Genomic DNA, 24398 nt, shown 5'->3' with positions numbered 1-24398 from the left:
AGATCCCCGCACCCCGCACGGTTGGTAGAACCGTGAACGACTTCGGGGTGCGAGACGTGGACGTGGTGGTCATAGGCGCCGGGCAGGCGGGTCTGTCCGGCGCCTACCACCTGCGGCGGGCGGGCCTGGAGCCCGACCGCGACTTCGTGGTGCTCGACCACGCGCCGCGACCGGGCGGCGCCTGGCAGTTCCGCTGGCCCTCGCTCACCTACGCCAAGGTGCACGGCATGCACGCGCTGCCCGGCATGGAGCTGACGGGGGCCGCCGCGGACCGCCCCTCCTCGGAGGTCATCGGCGGGTACTTCGGCGCGTACGAGGACGCCTTCGATCTGCGGGTGCACCGGCCCGTCGATGTCAGCGCCGTACGGGAGGGCGAAGGCGGGCGGCTGCTCGTCGAGACCTCCTCGGAGGGCGGCTATGCGGCGCGTTCGCTGATCAATGCCACCGGGACCTGGGACCGGCCGTTCTGGCCGCGCTATCCGGGGCAGGAGATGTTCCGGGGGCGGCAGTTGCACACCGCGAACTATCCGGGGCCCGACGCTTTCGCGGGGCAGCGGGTCGTCGTGGTCGGCGGCGGGGCCTCGGGCACCCAGCATCTGATGGAGATCGCCGAGGTCGCGGCGGACACGACGTGGGTGACGCGCCGGCCGCCGGTGTTCCGCGAGGGCCCGTTCGACGAGGAGGCCGGGCGCGAGGCCGTGGCGATGGTCGAGGAGCGGGTGCGGCTCGGGCTGCCGCCGAGGAGCGTGGTCTCGGTGACGGGGCTGCCGCTGAACGACGCCGTCCGGGCGGCGCGGGCCAAAGGTGTCCTGGACCGGCTGCCGATGTTCGACCGGATCACCGAGCACGGGGTGGCCTGGAACGACGGGCGGACCTTCGAGGCCGACGTCATCCTCTGGGCGACCGGTTTCCGTCCGGTCGTCGACCATCTCGCCCCGCTGCGGCTGCGCGAGCCGGGCGGCGGCATCCGCATCGAGGGGACCAGGGCGGCCCGGGACGAGCGTGTCCACCTGGTCGGATACGGGCCCTCAGCGTCGACGATCGGCGCGAACCGGGCCGGGCGAGCGGCGGTGCGCGAGATCAAGCGGCTGCTCGAACGGAATCCGGTCGGGGTGTAGCCGGCTCGCCGGGGGGCGCCGACCGGCTCAGCCGGCCTTTGCTGCCTTCTTCTGGTTTTCGTTGAACTCCCTCACGTTCAGCTCCTGTTGGGCATAGCTGTCGGTGAAGCGGGTGTCGCCGGGGGCCACCGTCACGAAGTAGAGCCAGTTGCCCGGGGTCGGGTTCAGGGCGGCGCTCATCGCGTGTCGGCCCGGGTTTCCGATGGGCGTCGGCGGCAGGCCCTTGTGCCGGTAGGTGTTGTACGGGCTGTCGGTCCTGGCCTCGTCCGCGGTGGTGGTCAGCGTCGAGCGGTTGAGCGCGTAGTTCAGCGTCGAGTCCATCTGGAGCGGCATGCCGAGGGCCAGGCGGTTGCGGATGACGCGCGAGACCTTGCCCATGTCGGCCGGGGTTTCGGCCTCGGCCTGCACAATTCCGGCGATGGTCACCATCTGATACGCCGTCAGCCTGCCGTGCCGGGCGCCCACGGCGGTCCGATCCTGCCCGAACTGCTTGTTGGCGGTCTCGACCATGTAGGCGAGCAGTCCGCCCGGGGTCGTGTCGTCCGCGATCGGGTACGTCGCCGGGTACAGATAGCCCTCGGGGTTCCCCTTGGCCTCGGCCGGAAGCCTGAGGTGCGCCTTGGCGGCGGCCGCTTTCGTGGTGCCGGGCGGCAGATCGAGGCGCTTGTCGACGGCCGCGTACACCTGGCTCGCCCGCCATCCCTCCGGCACGACCAGCGTCCGGACCGGGGCGTCGGTCTCCCGCAGCAGCAGGAAGAGCACCACGGCGTTCACCACGAGCAGCGCGAGCGCCAGCAGGAGGAACAGTCGGCCACGCCGGGACAGCCCGGCCCGTCGACGGTACGAGGTCTCACTCATGGCGGCACGCTACCCCCAGATATAAGGCAAATCAGACATTCGCCGGTAGTCGACACGCAACGCGCCCAGCCCTGGGGAACACACGAACAGGGGATCGGTTGTTCGCCGGTATGCGTGATCGTCACGGCATTCGTTGCTCAACTCCCTTGTGGCGACGGATGCTTGAGGGGCGCAAGCGACGGGCTGCAGACCGGCATTGCGCAGTCCCACAACGGCATCTGCCCGATGCCCACCGCACCAGGAGAAAGCACCACCATGAACCTCATTACTGGCCTGCTCGCCGGCGTCCTCCACTTCATCGGCTGGCTCGTCTGACGATCGTCACGCCCGGCGCCGTCGCTCCCCGTCCCACGGGAGCGGCGGCGCCGCCGTGTGCGGGGACACCGGGGCTCAGCCTGTGACCTGGGCCAGCTCGGCGTCCCTGCGGACCAGGGCCGCGTATCTGCCGTCCTGGCCGAGCAGTTCCTCATGGGTGCCGCGCTCGGCTATCAGGCCGCCGTCGAGGACGACGATCTGGTCCGCGTCGCGCACGGTGGACAGACGGTGGGCGATGGTGATGGTGGTGCGACCCGCGGAGAGCGCGTCGATGGCCTGCTGGACGGCATGTTCGGTACGGGTGTCGAGTGCGCTGGTCGCCTCGTCGAGGATGAGGACGGGCGGGTCGCGCAGGATCGTACGGGCGATGGCCAGGCGCTGTTTCTCACCGCCGGAGAACCGGTAGCCTCGCTCGCCGACCAGGGTGTCGTAGCCGTCGGGCAGCGAGGCGATGTGGTCGTGGATCTGGGCGGCGCGGGCGGCCTCCTGCAGTTCCTCATCGGTGGCTTCCGGCTTGGCGAAGCGGAGGTTCTCGGCGACCGAGGCGTGGAAGAGGTACGTCTCCTGGGAGACGACGCCGACCGAGCGGGCCAGGCTGTCGAAGTCCAGCTCACGCACGTCGACGCCGTCGAGGGTGACGCGTCCGCCGGTCACGTCGTACAGGCGCGGCACCAGGTAGCTGAGCGTGGATTTGCCGGAGCCGGTGGGGCCGACCACGGCGAGGCTGCCGCCCGCGGGCACGGTCAGGTCGATGCCGGAGAGGGTGGGCCGCTCCTGCTTGTCGTCGTAGTGGAAGTCGACGCCTTCGAAGCGGACGGCGCCGCGCGCCTTGGTCAGGCGTACCGGCTCGTCGGGCTCGGTGATGTCCACCGGCAGGTCGAGGTATTCGAAGATCCGCTGGAAGAGGGCGAGCGAGGTCTGCATCTGGACGCCCGTGGACAGCAGGCTCACGGCGGGCCGGAACAGGCCCTGCTGGAGCGAGACGAAGGCGACGAGGGTGCCGATGGAGACGGTGGGGCCACCGGTCTCCAGGGCTATGCCGGCCGCCCAGTAGATGACGGCGGGCATGGCGGCCATGACGATGCCGATGGTGGACATGCGCCAGCGGCCGGCCATGTTGGAGCGGACTTCGAGGTCGACGAGGCGCTCGGACTCGGCGGCGAAGGACTTGGTCAGCGAGTCGGCCCGGCCCATGGTGCGGCCGAGCAGGATGCCGCTCACCGACAGCGATTCGGTGACCTCGGCGGCCATGGCGGCCATCTGCTTCTGACGCTGGGTGGTGATCTTCTTGCGTTCGCGGCCGACCCTGCGGCTGATCCACACGAACACCGGCAGCAGGAGCAGCGACACGATGGTCAGGCGCCAGTCGAGCGCCAGCATCGCGACGACGGAGGCGACGACGGCCGTCAGGTTGGAGACCAGCGAGGTCGCGGTGGAGGTGACGGTCGCCTGCATGCCGCCGATGTCGTTGGCGATGCGGGACTGCACCTCGCCGGTGCGGGTCCGGGTGAAGAAGGCGAGCGGCATCCGCTGGAGCTGGGCGTAGACCGCCGTGCGCAGGTCGTGCATGACGCGCTGGCCGACGGTGGTGCTGATGAGCGTCTGCAGCACGCCGAACACGCTGTTCACGACGGCGGTGGCGATCATGCCGAGGGCGAGCAGGCTCAGCAGGCCCGTGCGGTTCTGCGGGATGGCGACGTCGAGGATCTCGCGCAGCAGGAACGGCGAGGCGACCGAGACGAGCGAGGACGCGGCGACGAGCAGCCCGACGATCGCGAGCCTGCCGCGGTAGGGGCGGAACAGGCCGAGGATGCGGCGGACCTGGGCCGGCTCTTGCGGCCCGGTGCCGCGGGGCGGGGGTGTCCAGGTGGATTGTTCGGGGCGCATGGGCTCCTTCGACAGGGTGTGAGGGCGTCCGCCCGAAGGCGGAACGGCGATGACTTCGGGAGCATAGCTCATTGTTACCTATACTCACAATGAACGGGGTCCTGTTATTGTTCCCGTATGCAGCCACACATTTCCCGGGCCCCCGACGCCGACGGCCTGCTGGCCGAGCAGTTGCTGCGGCTGACCCGCCGACTGCACCGGATCCAGAAGCAGCACCTGGAGCCGGTCGGCATCACGCCCGCGCAGTCCCGGCTGCTGCGCACGGTCGCGCACTGGAACGAGCCGCCGCGCATGGCCGATCTGGCCGCGCGCCTCGAAGTGGTCCCGCGCGCCGTGACCACGCTGGTCGACGCGCTGGAGGAGAGCGGGAACGTGCGCCGGGTGCCGGATCCGACCAACCGCCGGGTGATCCGCATCGAGCTCACGGACACGGGCCGCGCTACGCTGCGCGCCCTGCGCAGCGCGCGCCGGGGCGCCGCAGAGGAGATCCTGGCTCCATTGACCGCCGACCAGCGCGAGGTGCTCGGCGGACTCCTGACGGCTCTGGTGGACGGATCCCCGGAGCGCCGCTGCTGACGGACCCGAGGAGGCCGTGGCCATGCCACTCCTTGAGCCAGATCCGCGAAGCCTCCGCCCGCGAGGACGCCGCGAGCCGTCGCCCGACCGGGTCCCCGACCGCCTGGCGGGCGGCACCCCGGAGCCGCTGCGCTCGGAGCTGATCGCGCTGCTCGGGGCGGAAAAAGTGTGCTGGAAGGTCTCCGACCTCGTACGGTACGCCTCGGACGCCAGCCCGTACCGCTTCGTCCCGCAGGCCGTCGTCGTCGCCGAGGACATCGACGACGTCTCCGCGGTCCTGTCGTACGCGCACGGCAGGGGCCGCGAAGTCGTCTTCCGGGCGGCGGGCACCAGCCTGAACGGGCAGGCGCAGGGCGAGGACATCCTGGTCGACGTGCGCCGGCACTGGGTGGGGATCGAGGTGCTCGACGACGGGCGGCGGGCGCGGATCCTTCCGGGGACCACCGTCGTCCGCGCCAATGCCGCGCTCGCCCGGCACGGCCGCATGCTCGGGCCCGATCCGGCGAGTGCGATCGCCTGCACGGTCGGCGGGGTCGTCGCCAACAACGCCTCGGGCATGACGGCGGGCACCACCCGCAACTCCTACCGCACGGTCTCCTCGCTCACCTTCGTGCTGCCCAGCGGCACGGTCGTCGACACCGGCGATCCGGCGGCCGACGAGGACCTCGCGCATGCCGAACCCCGGCTCTGCGAAGGCCTGTTGGCGCTCAAGAGGGAGATCGAGGCGGACCCGGAGCTGACCGCCCGGATCCGCGCCAAGTACGAGATCAAGAACACCAACGGGTACCGCCTGGACGCGTTCCTCGACGGGTCGACGCCGGTCGAGATCCTGCGCGGGCTCATGGTCGGCTCCGAGGGCACCTTCGGCTTCATCTCGGAGGTCGTCTTCGACACGCTGCCGCTGGACCGCCTGGTGTCCACGGCGCTGCTCTTCTTCCCCTCGCTGCCCGCCGCGGCGGCGGCCGTGCCGCTGTTCAACGAGGCGGGCGCGGTCGCCGTGGAGCTGATGGACGGCAATACGCTGCGGGCCTCCGTCAGCGTCAAGGGCGTACCCGCCGACTGGGCCGGGCTGCCCAAGGACACCACCGCGCTCCTCGTGGAGTTCCGGGCACCCCACGAGGCGGCCCAGGAGGCGTACGAGCGGGCGGCCACCGAGGCGATGGCCGGACTCGAACTCGTCGCGCCCGTCGCCTCGGTGACCAACGAACTCACCCGGGACGCGCGCACGATCGCCGGGTACTGGAAGGCCCGCAAGGCATTCGTGACCGCGGTCGGCGGCTCCCGCCCCTCCGGTACGACGCTGATCACGGAGGACTTCGCGGTACCGCCGTCCAGCCTCTCCGGGGCCTGTGCGGCGCTGCTCGAACTCCAGGCCCGGCACGGTTTCGACGCGGCCGTCGCCGGTCATGCCGCGCACGGGAACCTGCACTTCCTGCTCGCCTTCGACGCGTCGAAGCCGTCCGACGTCGAGCGGTACGCGGCGTTCATGGACGAGTTCTGCCGCCTCACGGTGGAGCGCTTCGACGGGTCGCTCAAGGCCGAGCACGCCACGGGCCGCAACATCGCGCCGTTCCTGGAGCTGGAGTGGGGGCCGAAGGCGACCGAGCTGATGTGGCGCACCAAGCAAGTCATCGATCCCGACGGGGTGCTGGCGCCGCGCATCGTGCTCGACCGCGACCCTCAGGCGCACCTTCGGGGGCTCAAGACCATCCCGAAGGTGGAGCTGATCGCCGATCCGTGCATCGAGTGCGGCTTCTGCGAGCCGACCTGCCCCAGCCGCGACCTGACCACCACACCGCGTCAACGGATCGTGCTGCGAAGGGAGTTGACGCGCCAGCCGGACGGCTCGCCGGTAGCGGCCGGGCTGCTCGACTCGTACGGCTATGACGCCGTCGACACCTGTGCAGGCGACTCCACCTGCGCCCTCGACTGTCCGGTCGGCATCGACACCGGCGCCCTGATGAAGGAGTTCCGGCACCGGCGGCACAGCCCGCGCGAGGAGCGGGTCGCGGCGTTCGCCGCCCGCCATTTCAAGGTGGTAGAGGCCTCCGCGCGGCTTGGCGTCGCGGCGGCGGACAAGGTCGGCGACCGGCTTCTGGAGCGGGCGACCGGCCTCGCCCGCCGGGCCGTACGCCCCGATCTCGTACCAAAGTGGCTGCCCCAGATCCCGGGCGCGGCCCCTGCCTCGCTCCCCCGCACCGAGCGGGTCGGCGCCTCGGCCGTGTACTACCCGGCCTGCGTCAACCGCCTCTTCGGCGAACCCGAGGGCTTCCGCGGGCCCTCGCTCCCCCAGGCCCTGGTGGCCGTGTCCGAGCGCGCCGGGCGGCCGGTGTGGATCCCGGACGACATCGCGGGCACCTGCTGCGCCACGATCTGGCACTCCAAGGGGTACGTCGAGGGCAACGCGGTCATGGCCAACCGCATCGTCGAGGCCGCGTGGGGCTGGACCGCCGGGGGCCGGCTCCCCCTGGTCGTCGACGCGTCGTCGTGCACGCTCGGCATCGCGCACGAGGTGGTGCCGTATCTCACCGACGACAACCGGGAGTTGCACGGCGAGCTGAAGGTGGTCGACTCCGTGGTGTGGGCCGCGGAGGAGCTGCTTCCGCGCCTCACGATTCTGCGCACGGCGCGGTCTGCCGTCCTGCATCCGACGTGCTCCATGCGGCACTTGGGCGACGAGGCGTCATTGAGGGCCGTCGCCTCGGCCTGTGCGGAGGAGGTCGTGGTGCCGGACGATGCGGGGTGCTGCGGGTTTGCGGGGGACCGGGGGATGCTGCATCCGGAGCTGACGGCTTCGGCCACGGCCCGGGAGGCGGCGGAGGTTCGCTCACGCCCCTACGAGGCGCATCTGTCGGCCAACCGGATGTGTGAGGTGGGGCTGGAGCGGGGTACGGGGCGGCGGTATTACTCCGTGATTCTGGAGCTTGAGCGGGCGACTCGGCCGGGGCCGGAGTGCCTTCGGCGTCGCTAGGCGCGGCGGGGCTTCGACTGCGGGTCGTCTCTGGCTGAGCGCGCCCACGCGGCGGAGCCGCACGATGTCAGAGCCTCGCGCCCCTAAGCAGGCCCCCCGGCGCCTCAGGCGGAGGTACGTCTGCGTGTAGGCCTTTCACTGCGGACCGTGCGTGGCTGGTCGCGCAGTTCCCCGCGCCCCTTGTAGGGCCCCCCGCGCCCATCTGAACCCAGTTCCCTGCACACGCACCGGTGGCGACACGCGCACCCCGCGCTCTTGCGCACCGCCTGTCCCACCCTTCAAAGTCCTTACCTGAGTTCGGTAAAGGGCGCACAAATGGCTGCCCATGCAAGTCTCGTCGATCACCTGGAGGTTCGATGAACGACGCGGTACCGGAGCAGCACGATCTCAGTCGGCGGGCTGTTCTGTGGTCTGCGGGAGCAGCCAGCGCCGGGCTCGCTTTCGGGGCTGCGCCCGCAGGAGCGGAGGAGGTTTACGCGCAGGAACCCCGGCGCCAGGGCGGGACCATGATCGGGGTGCCCTTCCAGCGGCGTTCGGCCGTGCGGGTCGCGCTGATCGGGCTCGGCAATCGGGGCGGGGCGATGATCGACCTCTACCTCGCCGTGCCCGGTGTCAAGGTGGTGGCGTTGTGCGATCCGGTGAAGGCGAAGGCCGAGCGGGCCGCTGCCAAGGTCACGGCCGCCGGGCAGCCCGCGCCGGCCGTGTACGTGCACGGCGACCACGACTACGAGCAGCTGCTCCAGCGAGGCGACATCGACTTCGCGCATGTCGCAACCCCTTGGGACTCGCACTTCGAGATCGCCAAGTCGGCGCTCCTGAACGGGGTTCACGTCGGCGTGGAGTGTCCCGTCGCGCTCCAGCTGGACCAGCTGTGGGACCTGGTGAACCTCTCCGAGCGCACCCGTAGGCACTGCATGCAGCTGGAGAACTGCTGTTACGGCCGCAACGAGATGCGGGTGCTGCGCATGGCGCACGCGGGGAAGTTCGGGGATCTGCTGCACGGCGCGGGCGCGTACAACCACGATCTGCGGGGCCTGATGTTCGACCCCGCGTACTACGAGGGCCCGTGGCGCAGGCTCTGGCACACCCGGCTGCGCGGCGACCTCTACCCCAACCACGGCTTCGGCCCGGTCGCCAACTACATGGACCTCAACCGGGGCGACCGCGCGGTCAGCATCGTCAGCGTCGGCTCGCCCTCGCTCGGCCTGGCCCAGTACAGGGCCGCCAACATGCCTGCGGGAGACCCGAGTTGGAAGGAGACATACATCGAGAGCGATCGCACGATCAGCCTCGTGCAGACCGCCAAGGGCCGGGTGATCCGCCTGGAGCACGACGTGTCGACGCCGCATCCGTACAGCCGGATCAACAGCCTCGGCGGCACCAAGGGGCTCTTCGAGGACTACCCCGAGCGGATCTACATCGAGCCGGACCACAAGAACGACGAGTGGGGCGACTTCTCGAAGTACGCCGAGTGGGACCACTGGCTGTGGAAGGAGCACGCCAATCCGCCGGGCGGGCACGGCGGGATGGACTACATGCTGGTGTTCCGCCTCATGCAGTGCATGCGCCTGGGGCTCGTGCCCGACTTCGACGTGTACGACGCGGCGACGTGGACCTCGCCGGTCCCGCTGAGCAATCTGTCGATCAAGCAGCGCGGCATGCCGCAGCAGATTCCCGACTTCACGCGCGGCGAGTGGAAGAAGTCCCGCCCCGGGATGGACTCCGAGAAGCCTGCCGAGGTGTGAGACGGGGTGCCCCCGGCCTGCGCGGGCCGGGGGCAGCGACGGTTCAGCAGTGCCGGACGTCCTCGGTCAGGGCGCCCTGGGCCGTCTTCAGGCTGCGGTCGTAGCAGCCGTCCGAGCCGTACAGGCGGTAGCGCTCGGCGGAGGTGCCGACCGCATGGCGCTGCTCGCGCGGCACGTTCATCGTCCAGGACGCGTCACCCTGATAGGTGTCGTCGAGGTGCGAGAAGGCAGTGGGGCGCGCGCCGCGCAGGGTGAGGGCGTCCGCGCGGTCGCCGAGGGTGATGACGGTGCGCAGCCGGTTGTCCGCGGCGATGGTCGTCGTGCCGTCCATCGTGTAGGTCCGGTTGTTCCGGGCGGTCACGGCGGGGCCCCGGCCGTCCGTCGTCACGCTCTCGTCGTCGTGCCAACTCCCCTTCAGGGCATCGGTGTTCTCGCCCTCGGTCCAGCGGTGCACCGAGTCGGCCGACACCGATCGGGCCACCGTCGTGGTGACGCGGCCGTGCGAGGTGTTGAGGTAGCCGGCCGTGGTGAGCCGGTGGCTGCTGCTCGCGTCGAGGCGCAGTTCCGGCGAACCCGGCTTGTATGTGGTCGAGTTGACCGGTGTCGTCTCGTCGTGCCGGGTCAGCGCGCCCGTCACGACCTTGCTGCCCTTGTCCTGCCAGACGAGCAGGTTCCTGGGCGTGGACCAGCCCGACTGCCCTGCGGGGACCCCGGCGACCGACACCTCGACCTGGTGCGGGCGGCCGTCGTTGAGCAGCGCCGCGTACGGCGTCAGGTCGTACTCGACGGGCTTCACGTCGAAGGCGCGGGGCGCCGGGACGACGTACCAGAGGAAGGGGTTGGACCAGCCGCCCGTCCATACGGTGGGGAACGGGGCGGCTATTCCGGCGAGTTGGCCGTCGACCCTGACCTGCACCTCCCGGTTCGGGCCGGCCTGCGCCTTGCAGGAGTAGGCGGCGGGGTCGGGGACCGCGAGGTACCAGAACTCCTCGCAGCCGCCGCCCGAGCCGGTCGCGTACACCTCGGCGACGACGCGTTCGGCGTTGCGCGGGGTGGTGACCTGCGGGGTGTCCAGCGGGAGCACCTTGTCGGGGGTCGCGGCGGGCGCGGTGCGGCCCTCGGCGGCGTAGAAGGTGAGCGTCACCTCGACGTCGATGACGCCGGTGTAGGTGTCGTCGACGGTGTTGCCGATCAGCATCTCGACGGGCTGCGCGGCACGGAAGGTGTCGCTGTAGCGCGTGACGTCCTTCTCGACGTTCCAGGCGATGCCGTCCACCGAGGGCTCCGGCGTCGAGGTGCGCAGCACTTCCACGCCGCCGACGTGGAGATAGCCGAGGCGGTCGTACTGGCGCCCCTTGACCTTGCCGTCGAGGCGCAGCACCACCTTGCTCCAGCGGTCGCCGCAGCCCTTGGGAGGCGCGTAACTCCCCTTGTAGGGCGTGTAGTCGCGGAACTGGGCTTGTGCCAGGGCGACTTGGCAGGACTTGGTGTGGGGGGTGGCCACCGGCGGCGCCGCGGTCAGCGGGTCGTGCCAGTCGGTGCCGAACTCGGCGGGCGGGGTGTCGGCAGCGGCGGCCGGGCCCGCGCCGAGCACCAGACCGGCGGCCAGGGTGAGGCCGCCGAGCATGGACATGATCCTTCGTCGTCTCATGGGTCAGGAGTGAAGCGCGAGCGCGGCCGGGACGCCAGACCCGAGGGGCGGACCATGGCGGGTTCTGGGCCCCAACGCGGAAAAATCGATTGAAATGCGCAAGTGGAAAGGGCGAACCTTGCACGGCTCCAGCCACTCGATGCAAGGAATCCCGGGACGTCATGCAGATTCGCGATCTTCCCTTTACGGATCCAGGCGAACCGGACGTCCGCTCGGGTCCCCGCTTCCTCTACTGGCTGGGCCGCAATCAGATCGGCGGCCAGCTCAAGTCCCTCGCCTGGGGACTGCTGCACCAGTGCGGCATCGCCGGACTGCCGCTGACCGTCGGCCTCGCCGTACAGGCGGCCGTCGACCGCTCGGGCAACCGGCTCGCGCTGGCCGCGGCGCTCAATGTGCTGCTCGGCGTGGCCATCGCGGTAGGCGAGATGATGCTGCACCGCACCGCGGTGACCAACTGGATCACCGCGGCCGCCCGGGTGCAGCAGCTGCTCGCGCGCAAGACCGCCGAGCTCGGCTCGGTGCTCACGCGCCGGGTCGCGGCGGGCGAAGTGGTGGCGGTGTCGACGGGTGACGTCGAGAAGATCGGATGGTTCGTGGAGGCGCTTTCGCGCTTCGCGGCGGCCGCCGCCGCACTCGTGATCATCTGCGTCGGGCTGCTGATCTACCAGCCCGCGCTCGGCATCGTCGTCGCGATCGGCGTGCCCGTACTGGCCCTGGCCGTCCTGCCGCTGCTGCCACGCGCCACCAGGCGTGCGGACATCCAGCGCGAAAAGGCGGGCCGGGCAACGGAGTTGGCGTCCGACACGGTCGCCGGGCTGCGCGTGCTGCGCGGCATCGGCGGCGAGGAACTGTTCCTCGGCCGCTACCGCGAGGCTTCGCAGGAGGTCCGCCGAGCCGCGGTGCGCAGCGCCCGCATGTGGTCGCTGATCTCGGCGGTCCAGGTGCTCCTGCCCGGCCTGCTGCTCATCACCGTCGTCCTGTACGGCGCGCATCTGGCGCTCGACGGACGGATCGCGGTGGGTGAACTGGTCACCGTGTACAGCGCGGTGACGCTGATGCTGTACCCGTTGCAGCACTTCGAGGAGATCGCGATGGCGTACTCGTTCTCGCGGCCCTCCGCGAAGCGGGCGGCGCGGGTGCTCGCGATCCAGCGGGTCACCGACCCGGCGGGGACGGACACGGGGGTGCCGTCCGGGCCGGAGCGGGCTCTGCCGTCCGGTGACCTGTACGACCCGGCGACCGGGCTGCTGGCACCCGAGGGCCGGTTCACGGCCGTGGTGTGCGGCGACCCGGACGCGGCCGGACGGCTCGCGGACCGGCTCGGCGGACATGCCGCGGAGCCGGACGAGCTGCCGTCGGTGCTGCTCGGCGGGGTCGCGCTCGACGGGCTCGCGCTGGACGACGCCCGCACCGTCGTCCTGGTCCAGGACAAGGACCCGGTGCTGCTCTCGGGCACGCTGCGCGAGCTGCTCGACGTGCCCTCGTCCGGGCAGGTCGAGGCGGCGGACGCGCTGGCGGCGGCGCAGTGCGGTGACGTACTGGAGGCGCTCGCACAGGCGTCGGTCGACGACGGGCAGGACCCGATGGGCACCCGGATCACCGAGCGCGGCCGGTCGCTCTCGGGCGGGCAGCGTCAACGCCTCGCCCTGGCACGGTCGTTGGTGGCCGACCCCGAGGTCCTGGTGCTCGACGAGCCGACCTCGGCGGTCGACTCGCACACCGAGGCGCGGGTCGCGGACGGCATCAAGCGACTGCGTGCGGGGCGTACGACGGTCGTGTTCACGTCGTCACCGCTGCTGCTCGACCTGGCCGAGCGGATCGTGTTCGTGCACGACGGCGAGGTCGCGTCGGTGGGTGTGCACCGCGAACTGGTGCACACCGACGCCCGCTACCGCGCGGTCGTCACCCGCGAGACGGACGAGGAAGAGTCGAAGACGATGTCGCAGGCGACGTCACGGGCGATGGAGAAAGTGGAGGAGTCGGCATGATCGGCGTGGCAGCACCGGAGTACGACCCGGCGGCCCCGCAGTCGGCCACCACCCTGCCGGTGGGCACCCCGGCGACGGTGCGTTCGTACGTCAAGGAACTCATGCGGCGCCACCGCAGGGCGTTCTCGGTCCTGATCGGGGTCAACGCCGTCGCCGTGATCGCGTCGATGGTCGGCCCGTACCTGCTCGGCGGTGTCGTGGAGGACCTGTCGAAGGGATCCCGCGACCTTCACCTCGGCCGCGTGGCAGCCCTGTTCGCGGCCGCGCTGATCATCCAGACGGTGTTCGTGCGGATGGTGCGGCTGCGCGGCGGGATGCTCGGCGAGGAGATGCTGGCCGATCTGCGCGAGGACTTCCTGGTGCGGTCGGTCGGGCTGCCGCCGAGCGTCCTCGAACGGGCCGGTACGGGCGACCTGTTGTCCCGGATCACCACGGACATCGACCGGCTGGCCAACGCGATGCGTGAGGCCGTGCCGCAGCTGGCGATCGGCGTGGTGTGGGCGGCGCTGCTGCTCGGCGCGCTCGGGATCACGGCCCCGCCGCTGGCCCTCGCGGTGCTGATCGCGCTGCCGGTCCTGGTCGTGGGCTGCCGCTGGTACTTCCGGCGGGCGCCCGCGGCCTACCGCTCGGAGGCCGCCGGCTACGCGGCGGTCGCCTCCGCGCTGACCGAGACGGTCGACGCGGGCCGCACGGTCGAGGCGCACCGCCTCGGCGCCCGCCGGATCGCGCTCTCGGACCAGCGGGTCAAGGAGTGGACGGCCTGGGAGCGGTACACGCTGTGGCTGCGCTCGGTGCTCTTCCCCGTAGTCAGCGTCAGTCACATGACGATCATGGTGTCGGTACTGACGATCGGCGGGGTGTTCGTCCTCAAGGACTGGATCACGGTGGGCCAGCTCACCACGGGCGCGCTGCTCGCCCAGATGCTGGTCGAGCCGGTCGGGCTCATCCTGCGCTGGTACGACGAGCTCCAGGTGGCCCAGGTGTCGATCGGGCGCCTGGTCGGCGTGCGGGACATCGAGCCCGACGCGGGTGACGCCGGGGTGCGCCCCGACGGGCGGCACGTCGAGGCGGACGAGGTCCGCTTCGGCTACCGCGAGGGTGTGGACGTGCTGCACGAGGTATCGCTGTCGGTGGCCCCGGGCACGCGGGTCGCCCTGGTCGGGCCGTCCGGAGCGGGCAAGTCGACGCTCGGCCGGCTGCTGGCCGGGATCTACTCGCCGCGCGAGGGCCGCGTCACCCTTGGCGAGGCCGAGCTGTCGCGGATGCCGGCCGAGCGGGTGCGCGAGCATGTCGCGCTGGTCAACCAGGAGCACCACGTGTTCGTGGGCTCGCTGCGGGACAACCTGCTGCTCGCCCGCACGGGCGCCGACGACGCCGAGCTGTGGGCGGCGCTCGGGGCGGTCGACGCGGACGGCTGGGCGCGGGCGCTCGACGACGGCCTCGGTACGGAGGTCGGCTCGGGCGGCCTGTCGCTCACTCCGGCGCAGGCCCAGCAGATCGCACTGGCCCGGCTGGTCCTTGCGGACCCGCACACGCTGGTCCTGGACGAGGCGACCTCGCTCCTGGACCCGCGGGCGGCCCGCCACCTGGAACGCTCGCTGGCCCGCGTCCTGGACGGCCGCACGGTGGTGGCGATCGCCCACCGGCTGCACACCGCGCACGACGCGGACGTCATCGCGGTGGTCGAGCGCGGCCGGATCAGCGAGCTGGGCAGCCACGACGAGCTGGTCGCGGCGGACGGCGCGTACGCGGCGCTGTGGCGGTCCTGGCACGGATGACCCTGCGGGGCGACGGGGGCCCAGCACTCCGGTGCTGGGCCCCTGGCCCCGGTTTGTCGTTGAGTGCGGGCGAGCGTGTGCCTTATCGCGCAGTTCCCCGCGCCCCTAAGCAGCACCGCACGCCCCCGCGCCTAACCCTCGGCGCCTCCGGGCCCCGGTTCATTGTTGGGTGCAGATTGTCTGTGGCTGATCGCGCAGTTCCCCGCGCCCCCAAGCAGCACTACAGGCCCCCGGGCCTAACGCTCGGCGACCCCAGGCCCCGGTTCATCGTTGAGCGCAGACCGTCCGTGGCCGGGCGCGCAGTTCCCCGCGCCCCTGGCAGCGTTGGTGCTGGCCCGCACCGGGCATTTCAGCCTGTCATGGGGGTCCCCCCTGGCCCTTAAGGCCTTGGGGGAGTTAGAGGACGAGCGCCCTTCAGGCGCGATACGGGGTCTGGGGCGGAGCCCCAGGAAACCGGCTTCCCCTTTCCCCACCCCCGGCGGCCACGCGGCGGAGCCGCAGAGTGTCACAGCGGGAAGGGGCGGGGAGGGGCGAACCTCGCCGGAGGCGGAGCAAGGCCGTCAAATGAAGTTCAGCGCGCCCGCCGCCCCTATCCCGCCCAGCACCATGAATGCCGGCATCAAAACCTTCAGCTCCACCCAGCTGCCGGCCCGGAAGCGCATGCCCTTCGGCGGGCCGATGGGGTGCCAGCGCTTGCGGCCCAACGGGATCGGCCACAGGATCGGGCAGCCCGAGACCGTCAGGGCGTCGCCGATGTCGTGCACGAGGGCGCCTAGCACGATCGGCAGACCCAGCCACAGGTACTCCTGGCCGGGGCCGCTGAACAGCCAGTCCGAGCCGTTGCCCGGCTGGTCGAGGACGTCGGCCAGGATCCACGCACTGGTCGCCCCGAGCGCCCACACCAGCACGTCGCTGGAGACCCGGGCGGCCCGCCACAGCAGGCCTTCCACCGCGAGGACGAGGTGCACGAAGAGGATCGCGAGGACCGCCCAGCGCCCGCCGAACACCGCCGCCGCGGAGGCGCCCGCCCCTATCAGGACGGCCCACAGCCAGGTGTGGGTCAGGGTGCGGTGGCCGCCGTTGCGGCGCGGGTCGCCAGGGCCGCGGGTCGCCTTGTAGACGGCGTGCGACAGCTCGTCGACGATGCCGCAGAGGCCGCGCGACACCGGCCCGAAGGCGCGCGAGATGGTCGCCGACTTGTGGTCGAGGTCGGGTGCGAGGGCCGCACCCGCCGTGATCAGGGCGCCCACGACGAGCACCGGCCACGGCATGGCGTGTCCGGCGGCGGCCGCTGCCGCGCCCACCCCGAGCCAGGCCGCGGCCCCCGACAGTGAGTGAGCTGGTCCCATCATGGCCGTACCCCGCCCCATTCCTCTTGTTCCGTGCGTCAGTTGACGGCCCGTCCGGGGACGGGCCGAGCTGGCAGCCTACCTGCGATGATCTTCATGCCGACGGCCGGTTCCCGCTTCCGGCCCCGCGCCAGGCAAGATGGGGTCGTGACCCTTATCGATCAGCTGCCGCCGAGTGCCGACCCCGATGCCCTTTTCGAGGCCTTTTCCGCCTGGGCCGAGGATCGGGGCATCAACCTGTACCCGGCCCAGGAGGAGGCGCTGATCGAGGTCGTGTCCGGGGCCAACGTGATCCTTTCCACCCCGACCGGCTCCGGAAAGAGCCTGGTGGCGGCGGGTGCGCACTTCGCGGCGCTCGCCCGGGACGAGGTCACCTTCTACACCGCGCCGATCAAGGCGCTGGTCTCGGAGAAGTTCTTCGACCTGTGCAAGCTCTTCGGCACCGAGAACGTCGGCATGCTGACCGGCGACGCCTCCGTGAACGCGGACGCGCCCGTCATCTGCTGCACCGCCGAGGTGCTCGCCTCGATCGCGCTGCGCGACGGCAAGCACGCCGACATCGGCCAGGTCGTGATGGACGAGTTCCACTTCTACGCCGAGGCCGACCGCGGCTGGGCCTGGCAGATCCCGATCCTGGAACTCCCCCAGGCGCAGTTCGTCCTGATGTCGGCCACCCTCGGCGACGTCACGATGTTCGAGAAGGACCTCACCCGCCGCACCGGCCGCGAGACAGCAGTGGTCCGCTCGGCGACCCGGCCCGTGCCGCTCTCGTACGAGTACGTGACGACGCCCATCACCGAGACGCTGACCGAGCTGCTCGAAACCCGGCAGTCGCCGGTGTACATCGTGCACTTCACGCAGGCGCAGGCGGTCGAGCGGGCGCAGTCGCTCATGTCGATCAACATGTGTACGCGCGAGGAGAAGGACAAGATCGCCGACCTGATCGGCAACTTCCGCTTCACCACCAAGTTCGGCCAGAACCTGTCCCGTTACGTCCGGCACGGCATCGGTGTGCACCACGCGGGCATGCTGCCCAAGTACCGCCGCCTGGTCGAGAAGCTCGCGCAGGCGGGCCTGTTGAAGGTCATCTGCGGCACGGACACCCTCGGTGTGGGCGTCAACGTGCCGATCCGCACGGTCCTGTTCACCGCGCTCACCAAGTACGACGGCAACCGCGTACGCACCCTGCGCGCCCGTGAGTTCCACCAGATCGCGGGCCGCGCCGGGCGGGCAGGGTTCGACACCGCCGGGTTCGTGGTGGCCCAGGCGCCCGAGCACGTCATCGAGAACGAGAAGGCGCTCGCCAAGGCCGGCGACGACCCGAAGAAGCGCCGCAAGGTGGTCCGCAAGAAGGCCCCCGAGGGCTTCGTGGCCTGGTCGGACACCACCTTCGAGAAGCTGATCGGCTCCGATCCCGAGCCGCTGACCTCCCGCTTCCGGGTCACCAACATCATGCTGCTCTCCGTGATCGCCCGGCCGGGCAACGCCTTCGAGGCGATGCGGCACCTCCTGGAGGACAACCACGAGCCGCGCAAGGCGCAGCTGCGGCACATCCGCCGGGCCATCGCGATCTACCGCTCGCTGCTCGACGGCGGCGTGGTGGAGCAGCTCGACACCCCCGACGCCGAGGGCCGCACGATCCGGCTCACCGTCGACCTCCAGCAGGACTTCGCGCTGAACCAGCCCCTGTCGACGTTCGCACTCGCCGCCTTCGACCTCCTGGACCCGGAGTCGCCGTCGTACGCGCTCGACATGGTCTCGGTCGTCGAGTCGACCCTGGACGACCCGCGGCAGATCCTCGCCGCGATGCAGAACAAGGCGCGCGGCGAGGCCGTCGGGCAGATGAAGGCGGACGGCGTCGAGTACGAGGAGCGCATGGAGCGGCTCCAGGACATCTCGTACCCGAAGCCGCTGGAAGAGCTTCTGTGGCACGCGTACAACGTCTACAAGAAGTCGCACCCGTGGGTCGGCGACCACCCGGTCTCGCCGAAGTCCGTCATCCGTGACATGTACGAACGGGCGCTCACCTTCACGGAGTTCACCTCCTGGTACGAGCTGGCGCGCACCGAGGGCATCGTGCTGCGCTATCTGGCGAGCGCGTACAAGGCGCTCGACCACACCATCCCGGACGACCTCAAGACCGAGGATCTGGAGGACCTGATCGCCTGGCTCGGCGAGATGGTGCGCCAGGTGGACTCCTCGCTCCTGGACGAGTGGGAGCAGCTCGCCAACCCGGAGATCCAGACCGCCGAGGAGGCCCAGGAGAAGGCCGACGAGGTCAAGCCGGTCACGGCCAACGCCCGCGCCTTCCGCGTGCTCGTACGCAACGCCATGTTCCGCCGGGTCGAGCTGGCCGCCCTGGACAACGTCGACGCGCTGGGCGAGCTGGACGCGGAGTCCGGCTGGGACGCGGACGCGTGGGGCGAGGCGATGGACAAGTACTGGGACGAGTACGACGACCTCGGCACGGGTCCCGACGCGCGTGGGCCCAAGCTGCTCGCGATCGAGGAGGACACGGCGCACGGGCTGTGGCGCGTCCGCCAGACGTTCGCCGACCCGAACGGCGACCATGGCTGGGGCATCAGCGCGGAGGTCGATCTGGCGGCTTCCGACGAAGAGGGCCGCGCGGTGGTGCGCGTCACCGACGTCGGCGAGCTCTGACCGCGCCGCTTCTTCGAGAGGACTGCGACGACATGACCAATCCGGCGGAGAGACTCGTCGATCTGCTCGACCTGGAGCGGATCGAGGTCGACATCTTCCGTGGCCGCAGCCCCGAGGAGTCCCTCCAGCGGGTCTTCGGCGGGCAGGTCGCGGGCCAGGCCCTGGTCGCGGCCGGGCGCACGACGGACGGCGAGCGCCCGGTGCACTCGCTGCACGCGTACTTCCTGCGTCCGGGCCGCCCCGGCGTGCCGATCGTCTACCAGGTGGAGCGGGTGCGCGACGGGCGCTCCTTCACCACCCGGCGGGTCACGGCCGTCCAGCAGGGCCGCACGATCTTCAACCTCACCGCGTCCTTCCACCGCCCCGAGCACGGCAGCATCGAGCACCAGCTCCCGCCGCGCCTCGATTTCCCCGAGCCGGAGTCGCTGCCCACGGTCGCCGAGGAGATCCGCGAGCACCTGGGGGCCCTTCCCGAGGCGCTGGAGCGGATGGCTCGCCGCCAGCCGTTCGACATCCGGTACGTGGACCGGCTGCGCTGGACAGCCGAGGAGATCAAGGGCGCGGATCCGCGCAGCGCGGTCTGGATGCGGGCGGTCGGCCCGCTGGGTGACGACCCGCTGGTGCACACCTGCGCGCTGACGTACGCGAGCGACATGACGCTTCTGGACGCGGTGCGCATCCCGGTCGAGCCGCTGTGGGGGCCGCGCGGCTTCGACATGGCCTCGCTCGACCACGCGATGTGGTTCCACCGCCCGTTCCGCGCCGACGAGTGGTTCCTGTACGACCAGGAGTCCCCGGTCTCGACGGGCGGCCGGGGCCTGGCCCGCGGCCGGATCTACAACCGTGCGGGCGAACTGCTGGTGTCGGTGGTCCAGGAGGGCCTGTTCCGCCCCCTCACTCCCACCGCCGACTGATCAACTCACCTTTTTCCAGAAGGAGTTACCGATGAGCCTGTACGACATCCCGCTGCGCACCCTGACCGGCGAGCCGACTTCCCTCGCCGACTACGAGGGCCGCGCCGTGCTCCTGGTGAACGTGGCGTCCAAGTGCGGTCTGACCCCGCAGTACGCGGGCCTTGAGCGCCTCCAGAAGGAGTACGGCGACCGCGGCCTGACCGTGCTCGGCGTGCCGTGCAACCAGTTCGGCGGCCAGGAGCCCGGCACCGCCGAGGAGATCGGCACGTTCTGCTCGGCGACGTACGGCGTGACCTTCCCGCTCCTGGAGAAGACCGACGTGAACGGCGAGGGCCGGCACCCGCTGTACGCGGAGCTGACGAAGACCGCGGACGCCGACGGCGAGGCCGGCGACATCCAGTGGAACTTCGAGAAGTTCCTGCTCTCCCCGCAGGGCGAGGTGGCCGCCCGGATCCGCCCCCGCACGGAGCCGGACGCACCCGAGGTCGTCGCCCTGATCGAGGCCAACCTCCCTGCCTGACCCGGCAGTTGGCGCCCAGGGCGCTCCCCCCTTTTTCAAGGGCGGAGCGCCTTTCGCGTGTCCGGGGTCAGCCGCGCTCCCGCCGACCCAGCGCCTTCGCCCGGGCGTGGGCGTGCCCGCCGACCAGGACGCCGATCGCGACCAGGGCCAGGTGGGCGAGCAGCTGGGCCGGGAAGCCGCCCGGCACCCATCCGAGGAATCCGCTGTTGTCGTGGTCCACCAGGATGCGGATGGCACCCTGCGCGAAGACGACCATCAGCGCCGCCCCCACGATCTGCAACACGTCGTACTTCATGCGAACTCTCCCGCTCCGAACTCACCCGGTCATTGATACGAACGTACCAGCGCCGATGCGCGTAATTCCTGGCCAGAGACGCGTTACGTCACACCATTTCCTCGCCTATAGTCAGTAATGTGCGTGACGAAAAGGAAGCCTGCTGCGAGGTGTGCGGTACGGGTCTCGGGCCGGCGGGACGCGGGCGTCCGGCCCGCTACTGCTCGCGGAGCTGTCAGGCCCGGGCGTACCGCGCCCGCAAGCGGCCGCCGCTGCCCGAGCCCGAGCCTCAGGAGCCCGCAGAGCTGGAGGGGCGGCGGCGGGAGATCGCCGGGGCGGTGTGGCGCATCGCGGCCGGGCGGGGGCTGCACGAGGCGAGCATGCGGGAGATCGCGGCCGAGGCGGGCGTCTCGCTGCGCTCGGTCCAGCACCACTTCGGCAACAAGCACCAACTCCTCGTCGGCGCACTGAAGTTGCTGCATTCGGACAACGAACGGCGGGCCCGCGAGCGCATCGACTACGACCCGGGCGATCCGCGCGCGCTGCTCAACGCGACTCTTGAGGAGTTCCTGCCGCTCGACGAGGAGCGGCGCTTCGGGCTGCGCGTCCTCTCCGCGTACTACTCCCGCAGCCTCACCGATCCCGCGCTCGCGGCGGTGTTCCTGAGCGCCGAGCATCCACTGGAGGATCTGGTCGCGTGGATCATCGGGCAGGCACAGGAGAGCGGCGCGTGCCGGCCCGGGCTCGACGCGCGCCACGAGGCCGATCTACTGGTGTCGGGTGCCGTGGGGCTCGGCGGGGACATGCTGCACGGCCGACGCGGCGCGGCCGAGGTGACGGCCACCCTGGGCTATCACCTCGACCGGATCTTCGAGCCGCGCGCCGACCGCTAGCGGATCGGCATGCCGGAGAGGGTGCGGGCGATGACGAGCCGCTGGATCTCGCTCGTACCTTCAAAAATGGTGTAGATGGCCGCGTCCCGGTGCATGCGCTCCACCGGGTACTCGCGGGTGAAGCCGTTGCCGCCGAGGATCTGGATCGCCTGGGCGGTGACCTTCTTGGCCGTCTCGCTGGCGTACAGCTTGGACATCGAGCCCTCGGCCGACTCGAACTTCTTGCCCGTCGTCGCCATCCAGGACGCGCGCCACACCAGCAGGCGGGCCGCGTCGATCTGGGTGCGCATGTCGGCGAGCTGGAAGGCGATGCCCTGGTTGTCGATGATCGGGCGGCCGAACTGCTCACGGGTCTTGGCGTATTCGAGCGCGTAGTCGTACGCGGCCCGTGCGGTGCCGACCGCCATCGCGCCGACGGCCGGGCGGGAGGCCTCGAAGGTGGCCATCGCGGCGTTCTTCACACGCTCCCCGCCACCAGCCTTGGCCTTCTCGCGGGCCCGCGCGAGCCGCTCGTCGAGCTTCTCCTTGCCGCCGAGCAGGCAGTGGCCCGGCACGCGCACGTCCTCCAGCACCACCTCGGCGGTGTGCGAGGCGCGGATGCCGTGCTTCTTGAACTTCTGACCCTGCGTCAGACCCGGGGTGTCGGGCGGCACGATGAAGGAGGCGTGGCCCTTGGAGCCGAGCTCGGCGTCGACGACCGCGACGACGACGTGGACATTGGCGATGCCGCCGTTGGTCGCCCAGGTCTTGGTGCCGTTCAGGACCCACTCGTCCTTGGCCGCGTCGTACACGGCCCGGGTGCGCATCGAGGCGACGTCGGAGCCCGCGTCCGGCTCGGAGGAGCAGAAGGCGGCGACCTTGACGTCGGTCACGTCGCCGTACATCTGCGGGATCCAGGTGCCGATCTGCTCCTCGGTGCCGTTGGCGAGGACGCCGACAGCGGCCAGGCCCGTGCCGACGATGGAGAGCGCTATGCCCGCATCGCCCCAGAACAGCTCCTCCATGGCGACCGGGATGCCGAGGCCGCTCGGGTCGAAGAACTGCTGCGCATAGAAGTCGAGGGAGTAGATTCCGACCTTGGCCGCCTCCTGGATCACCGGCCAGGGGGTCTCCTCGCGCTCGTCCCACTCGGCGGCCGCGGGACGGATCACATCCTTGGCGAACCCGTGCAGCCAGTCACGGACCTGCTTCTGGTCGTCGCTGAGATCCATCGTGAACTCGGCCATGTCCCCTCCACCACTCCATGCGTTACTTGCGGTAACCGAAGTCTGTTACCGACGGGTAGCCCCTGTCAACCGACGACCGGCCGCCCAGCGCCGCCGCCGGGCGGGGTGTTACGTTGCGCAAGGCTTCCGAAAGATGGAACCCACGGAGCATGCAGTACGGGCGGGGAGAAGAACCCATGGAGACCACACATCAGGCCGAACAGCAGCGAACGGCGGCGGAGCGCCGGCGGCGCGAACTGCTGGAGGCGGCGGACCGGGTGGTGCTCCGGGACGGCCCGAAGGCCTCCATGAACGCGATCGCGGCGGAGGCGGGCATCACCAAGCCCATCCTCTACCGGCACTTCGGCGACAAGGGAGGGCTCTACCGGGCGCTCGCCAAGCGCCACACCGACGCCCTGCTCTCCGCGCTGCGGGCCGCGCTCGACGCGCCGGCCGAGCGGCGTGAACGGGTCGAGGCGACCCTGGAGACCTATCTGACGGCCATCGAGGCGCGGCCTCAGGTGTACCGGTTCCTGATGCACCCCGCCGAGGACACCCCGGCGCCGGAGTCCGAGCAGGGCTTCGACGTGGGCCGGCACTCCGCGCCGCTGCTTCGCCGCATGGGCGAGGATCTCGGTGTGGTGATCGCCGAGCGGATCGATCTCGGGCCGGGCAGTGAGGTGCTCGCGCGGGTGTGGGGGCACGGGATCGTCGGCATGATGCATGCGGCGGGCGACTGGTGGCTGGGCGAACGCCCGTGCTCCCGCGCGGAGTTGGTCCAGGCCCTGGCGGACCTCCTGTGGGGCCGGCTGGCTGCCGCCGGCGACAGGGTGGGCGGGCCGGGCTTCTGATCCCCCACCCCGCCCCTTCCCGCTGTGACATTGTGCGGCTCCGCCGCGTGGCCTCCGGGGGTGGAAGACCCCTGGGGCTCCGCCCCAGACCCCGTTCGCGCCTGAAGGGCGCTCGTCCTCGAACTCCCCCAAGGCCTTAAGGGCCAGGGGGGAGAAGCCGAGAACTTGGGGGAGCGACCAGCCACGCACGGTCCGCAGCCGGGCATCACACCCCCGGAGGGTTTAGGGAAGGGGCGGGGTGGGGCCAGTCCGCCCGTGCGCCCCACGGCGCCTTGCGGATCGCCCGCCGCAGCAGGGACCTACGCCACCCCGTGACCCGGTCCGCGTACACCGCCCCCTCCAAGTGGTCGCACTCGTGCTGCAGGCACCTCGCGAAGAACCCGGTGCCTTCGATGCGGACCGGCGCGCCGGAGAGGTCGACGCCCTCCACCACCGCGCGGTCGAAGCGCGAGGTCGGCGCCTCAAGACCCGGCAGGGAGAGGCAGCCCTCGGCGCCGCGCACCTCGATGCCGTCGGCCTCCACGAGGCGGGGGTTGACGACGTACCCCAGATGCCGCACGTCCTCGTCGTCGGGGCAGTCGTACACGAACACCCGCCGGGCGACGCCGATCTGGTTCGCCGCCAGGCCGACGCCGTCGGCCGCGTACATCGTGGCGAACATGTCCTCGACGAGCCGGTGCAGCTCGGGACCGAAGTCCGTGACGGGTTCGCAGGGGGCGTGGAGGAACCGGTCGCCGAGGAGACTCATCTCTCGTACGGAGCCGGAACTGCCGGGAATGGGGCGGTGGCGCATGGGCGCAAGAGTACGTTCCGAGGGGTGGAGGCCATTCCGGATGGTGGCGCG

At 71.0% G+C, this 24398-nt stretch carries 19 protein-coding genes; 12 read left to right on the top strand and 7 right to left on the bottom strand.

What is annotated here, in order from left to right; translation table 11 throughout:
• Positions 1 to 32: 32 nt before the first annotated feature.
• Positions 33 to 1118, top strand: coding sequence for an NAD(P)-binding domain-containing protein (locus tag ACSHXC_RS33225; RefSeq protein ID WP_438295056.1), 1086 nt, complete (start codon positions 33 to 35; stop codon positions 1116 to 1118).
• Positions 1119 to 1145: 27 nt separating this feature from the next.
• Here the strand turns inward: ACSHXC_RS33225 and mltG are convergent, their stop codons facing one another.
• Entirely contained in the window at positions 1146 to 1976 is an 831-nt protein-coding gene (gene mltG, locus ACSHXC_RS33220; protein WP_438295055.1) for an endolytic transglycosylase MltG, read from the bottom strand.
• Between the two features lie 162 nt (positions 1977 to 2138).
• Here mltG and ACSHXC_RS33215 point away from each other — a divergent pair, with 162 nt between their 5' ends.
• Positions 2139 to 2291, top strand: a complete 153-nt coding sequence (locus ACSHXC_RS33215; protein WP_438295054.1) for a hypothetical protein — start codon at positions 2139 to 2141, stop codon at positions 2289 to 2291.
• Positions 2292 to 2366: 75 nt separating this feature from the next.
• Here ACSHXC_RS33215 and ACSHXC_RS33210 read toward each other — a convergent pair whose 3' ends face one another.
• Positions 2367 to 4178 (bottom strand): ABC transporter ATP-binding protein, encoded by a 1812-nt coding sequence (locus tag ACSHXC_RS33210; RefSeq protein ID WP_438295053.1) that lies wholly within the window; start codon positions 4176 to 4178, stop codon positions 2367 to 2369.
• Positions 4179 to 4295: 117 nt separating this feature from the next.
• Here ACSHXC_RS33210 and ACSHXC_RS33205 point away from each other — a divergent pair, with 117 nt between their 5' ends.
• The 3 genes from ACSHXC_RS33205 to ACSHXC_RS33195 all read left to right on the top strand — a co-directional run bounded on the left by ACSHXC_RS33205 (position 4296) and on the right by ACSHXC_RS33195 (position 9470).
• A complete protein-coding gene (locus ACSHXC_RS33205) occupies positions 4296 to 4754 on the top strand; it encodes a MarR family winged helix-turn-helix transcriptional regulator (protein ID WP_438295052.1) in 459 nt (152 codons plus the stop codon).
• A gap of 22 nt (positions 4755 to 4776) precedes the next feature.
• Positions 4777 to 7725 (top strand): FAD-binding and (Fe-S)-binding domain-containing protein, encoded by a 2949-nt coding sequence (locus ACSHXC_RS33200; RefSeq protein WP_438295051.1) that lies wholly within the window; start codon positions 4777 to 4779, stop codon positions 7723 to 7725.
• Between the two features lie 356 nt (positions 7726 to 8081).
• Positions 8082 to 9470, top strand: a complete 1389-nt coding sequence (locus ACSHXC_RS33195) for a Gfo/Idh/MocA family protein (protein WP_438295050.1) — start codon at positions 8082 to 8084, stop codon at positions 9468 to 9470.
• Positions 9471 to 9513: 43 nt separating this feature from the next.
• Here ACSHXC_RS33195 and ACSHXC_RS33190 read toward each other — a convergent pair whose 3' ends face one another.
• Positions 9514 to 11121: a peptide-N4-asparagine amidase gene (locus ACSHXC_RS33190; protein ID WP_438295049.1), complete on the bottom strand. Its 1608-nt coding sequence runs from the start codon at positions 11119 to 11121 to the stop codon at positions 9514 to 9516.
• A 161-nt stretch (positions 11122 to 11282) separates the two neighbouring features.
• Between ACSHXC_RS33190 and ACSHXC_RS33185 the strand changes: the two genes are divergently transcribed.
• Both ACSHXC_RS33185 and ACSHXC_RS33180 read left to right on the top strand, forming a co-directional pair.
• Complete coding sequence (locus ACSHXC_RS33185) at positions 11283 to 13109, top strand: ABC transporter transmembrane domain-containing protein (protein ID WP_438295048.1); 1827 nt, start codon at positions 11283 to 11285, stop codon at positions 13107 to 13109.
• On the top strand, positions 13106 to 14887 hold the full coding sequence (locus tag ACSHXC_RS33180) for an ABC transporter ATP-binding protein (protein ID WP_438295047.1): 1782 nt from the start codon (positions 13106 to 13108) through the stop codon (positions 14885 to 14887). The genes ACSHXC_RS33185 and ACSHXC_RS33180 overlap by 4 nt, the downstream gene beginning before the upstream one ends.
• Positions 14888 to 15447: 560 nt before the next feature.
• Here the strand turns inward: ACSHXC_RS33180 and ACSHXC_RS33175 are convergent.
• Positions 15448 to 16239, bottom strand: coding sequence for a metal-dependent hydrolase (locus ACSHXC_RS33175; RefSeq protein ID WP_438295046.1), 792 nt, complete (start codon positions 16237 to 16239; stop codon positions 15448 to 15450).
• Between the two features lie 84 nt (positions 16240 to 16323).
• Here ACSHXC_RS33175 and ACSHXC_RS33170 point away from each other — a divergent pair, with 84 nt between their 5' ends.
• Genes ACSHXC_RS33170 through ACSHXC_RS33160 form a run of 3 tightly spaced genes read left to right on the top strand, consistent with a single transcriptional unit; the run spans position 16324 to position 20331 of the window.
• Positions 16324 to 18897: a DEAD/DEAH box helicase gene (locus tag ACSHXC_RS33170; RefSeq protein ID WP_438295045.1), complete on the top strand. Its 2574-nt coding sequence runs from the start codon at positions 16324 to 16326 to the stop codon at positions 18895 to 18897.
• Between the two features lie 32 nt (positions 18898 to 18929).
• A complete protein-coding gene (locus ACSHXC_RS33165; RefSeq protein ID WP_438295044.1) occupies positions 18930 to 19811 on the top strand; it encodes an acyl-CoA thioesterase in 882 nt (293 codons plus the stop codon).
• Between the two features lie 31 nt (positions 19812 to 19842).
• On the top strand, positions 19843 to 20331 hold the full coding sequence (locus tag ACSHXC_RS33160; RefSeq protein WP_438295043.1) for a glutathione peroxidase: 489 nt from the start codon (positions 19843 to 19845) through the stop codon (positions 20329 to 20331).
• Between the two features lie 67 nt (positions 20332 to 20398).
• Here ACSHXC_RS33160 and ACSHXC_RS33155 read toward each other — a convergent pair whose 3' ends face one another.
• The gene (locus tag ACSHXC_RS33155) at positions 20399 to 20626 is read right to left on the bottom strand and encodes a hypothetical protein (RefSeq protein WP_438295042.1); all 228 of its coding nucleotides are present in this window, start codon (positions 20624 to 20626) and stop codon (positions 20399 to 20401) included.
• A 119-nt stretch (positions 20627 to 20745) separates the two neighbouring features.
• Here ACSHXC_RS33155 and ACSHXC_RS33150 point away from each other — a divergent pair, with 119 nt between their 5' ends.
• The gene (locus ACSHXC_RS33150; RefSeq protein ID WP_438295041.1) at positions 20746 to 21498 is read left to right on the top strand and encodes a TetR/AcrR family transcriptional regulator; all 753 of its coding nucleotides are present in this window, start codon (positions 20746 to 20748) and stop codon (positions 21496 to 21498) included.
• Here the strand turns inward: ACSHXC_RS33150 and ACSHXC_RS33145 are convergent.
• Positions 21495 to 22724, bottom strand: a complete 1230-nt coding sequence (locus ACSHXC_RS33145) for an acyl-CoA dehydrogenase family protein (RefSeq protein WP_438295040.1) — start codon at positions 22722 to 22724, stop codon at positions 21495 to 21497. The genes ACSHXC_RS33150 and ACSHXC_RS33145 overlap by 4 nt on opposite strands.
• 176 nt (positions 22725 to 22900) lie before the next feature.
• Here ACSHXC_RS33145 and ACSHXC_RS33140 point away from each other — a divergent pair, with 176 nt between their 5' ends.
• The gene (locus ACSHXC_RS33140) at positions 22901 to 23554 is read left to right on the top strand and encodes a TetR family transcriptional regulator (RefSeq protein WP_438295039.1); all 654 of its coding nucleotides are present in this window, start codon (positions 22901 to 22903) and stop codon (positions 23552 to 23554) included.
• 205 nt (positions 23555 to 23759) lie between these two features.
• Here ACSHXC_RS33140 and def read toward each other — a convergent pair whose 3' ends face one another.
• Positions 23760 to 24347: a peptide deformylase gene (gene def / locus ACSHXC_RS33135; protein WP_438295038.1), complete on the bottom strand. Its 588-nt coding sequence runs from the start codon at positions 24345 to 24347 to the stop codon at positions 23760 to 23762.
• Positions 24348 to 24398: the final 51 nt, after the last annotated feature.

Origin of the sequence: Streptomyces sp. HUAS TT7 (assembly GCF_051550175.1) — a bacterium.
Taxonomy (GTDB): Bacteria; Actinomycetota; Actinomycetes; order Streptomycetales; family Streptomycetaceae; genus Streptomyces.
Note: the sequence above shows the minus strand (reverse complement) of the source record. Positions and strands in the feature narration are given on the sequence as shown.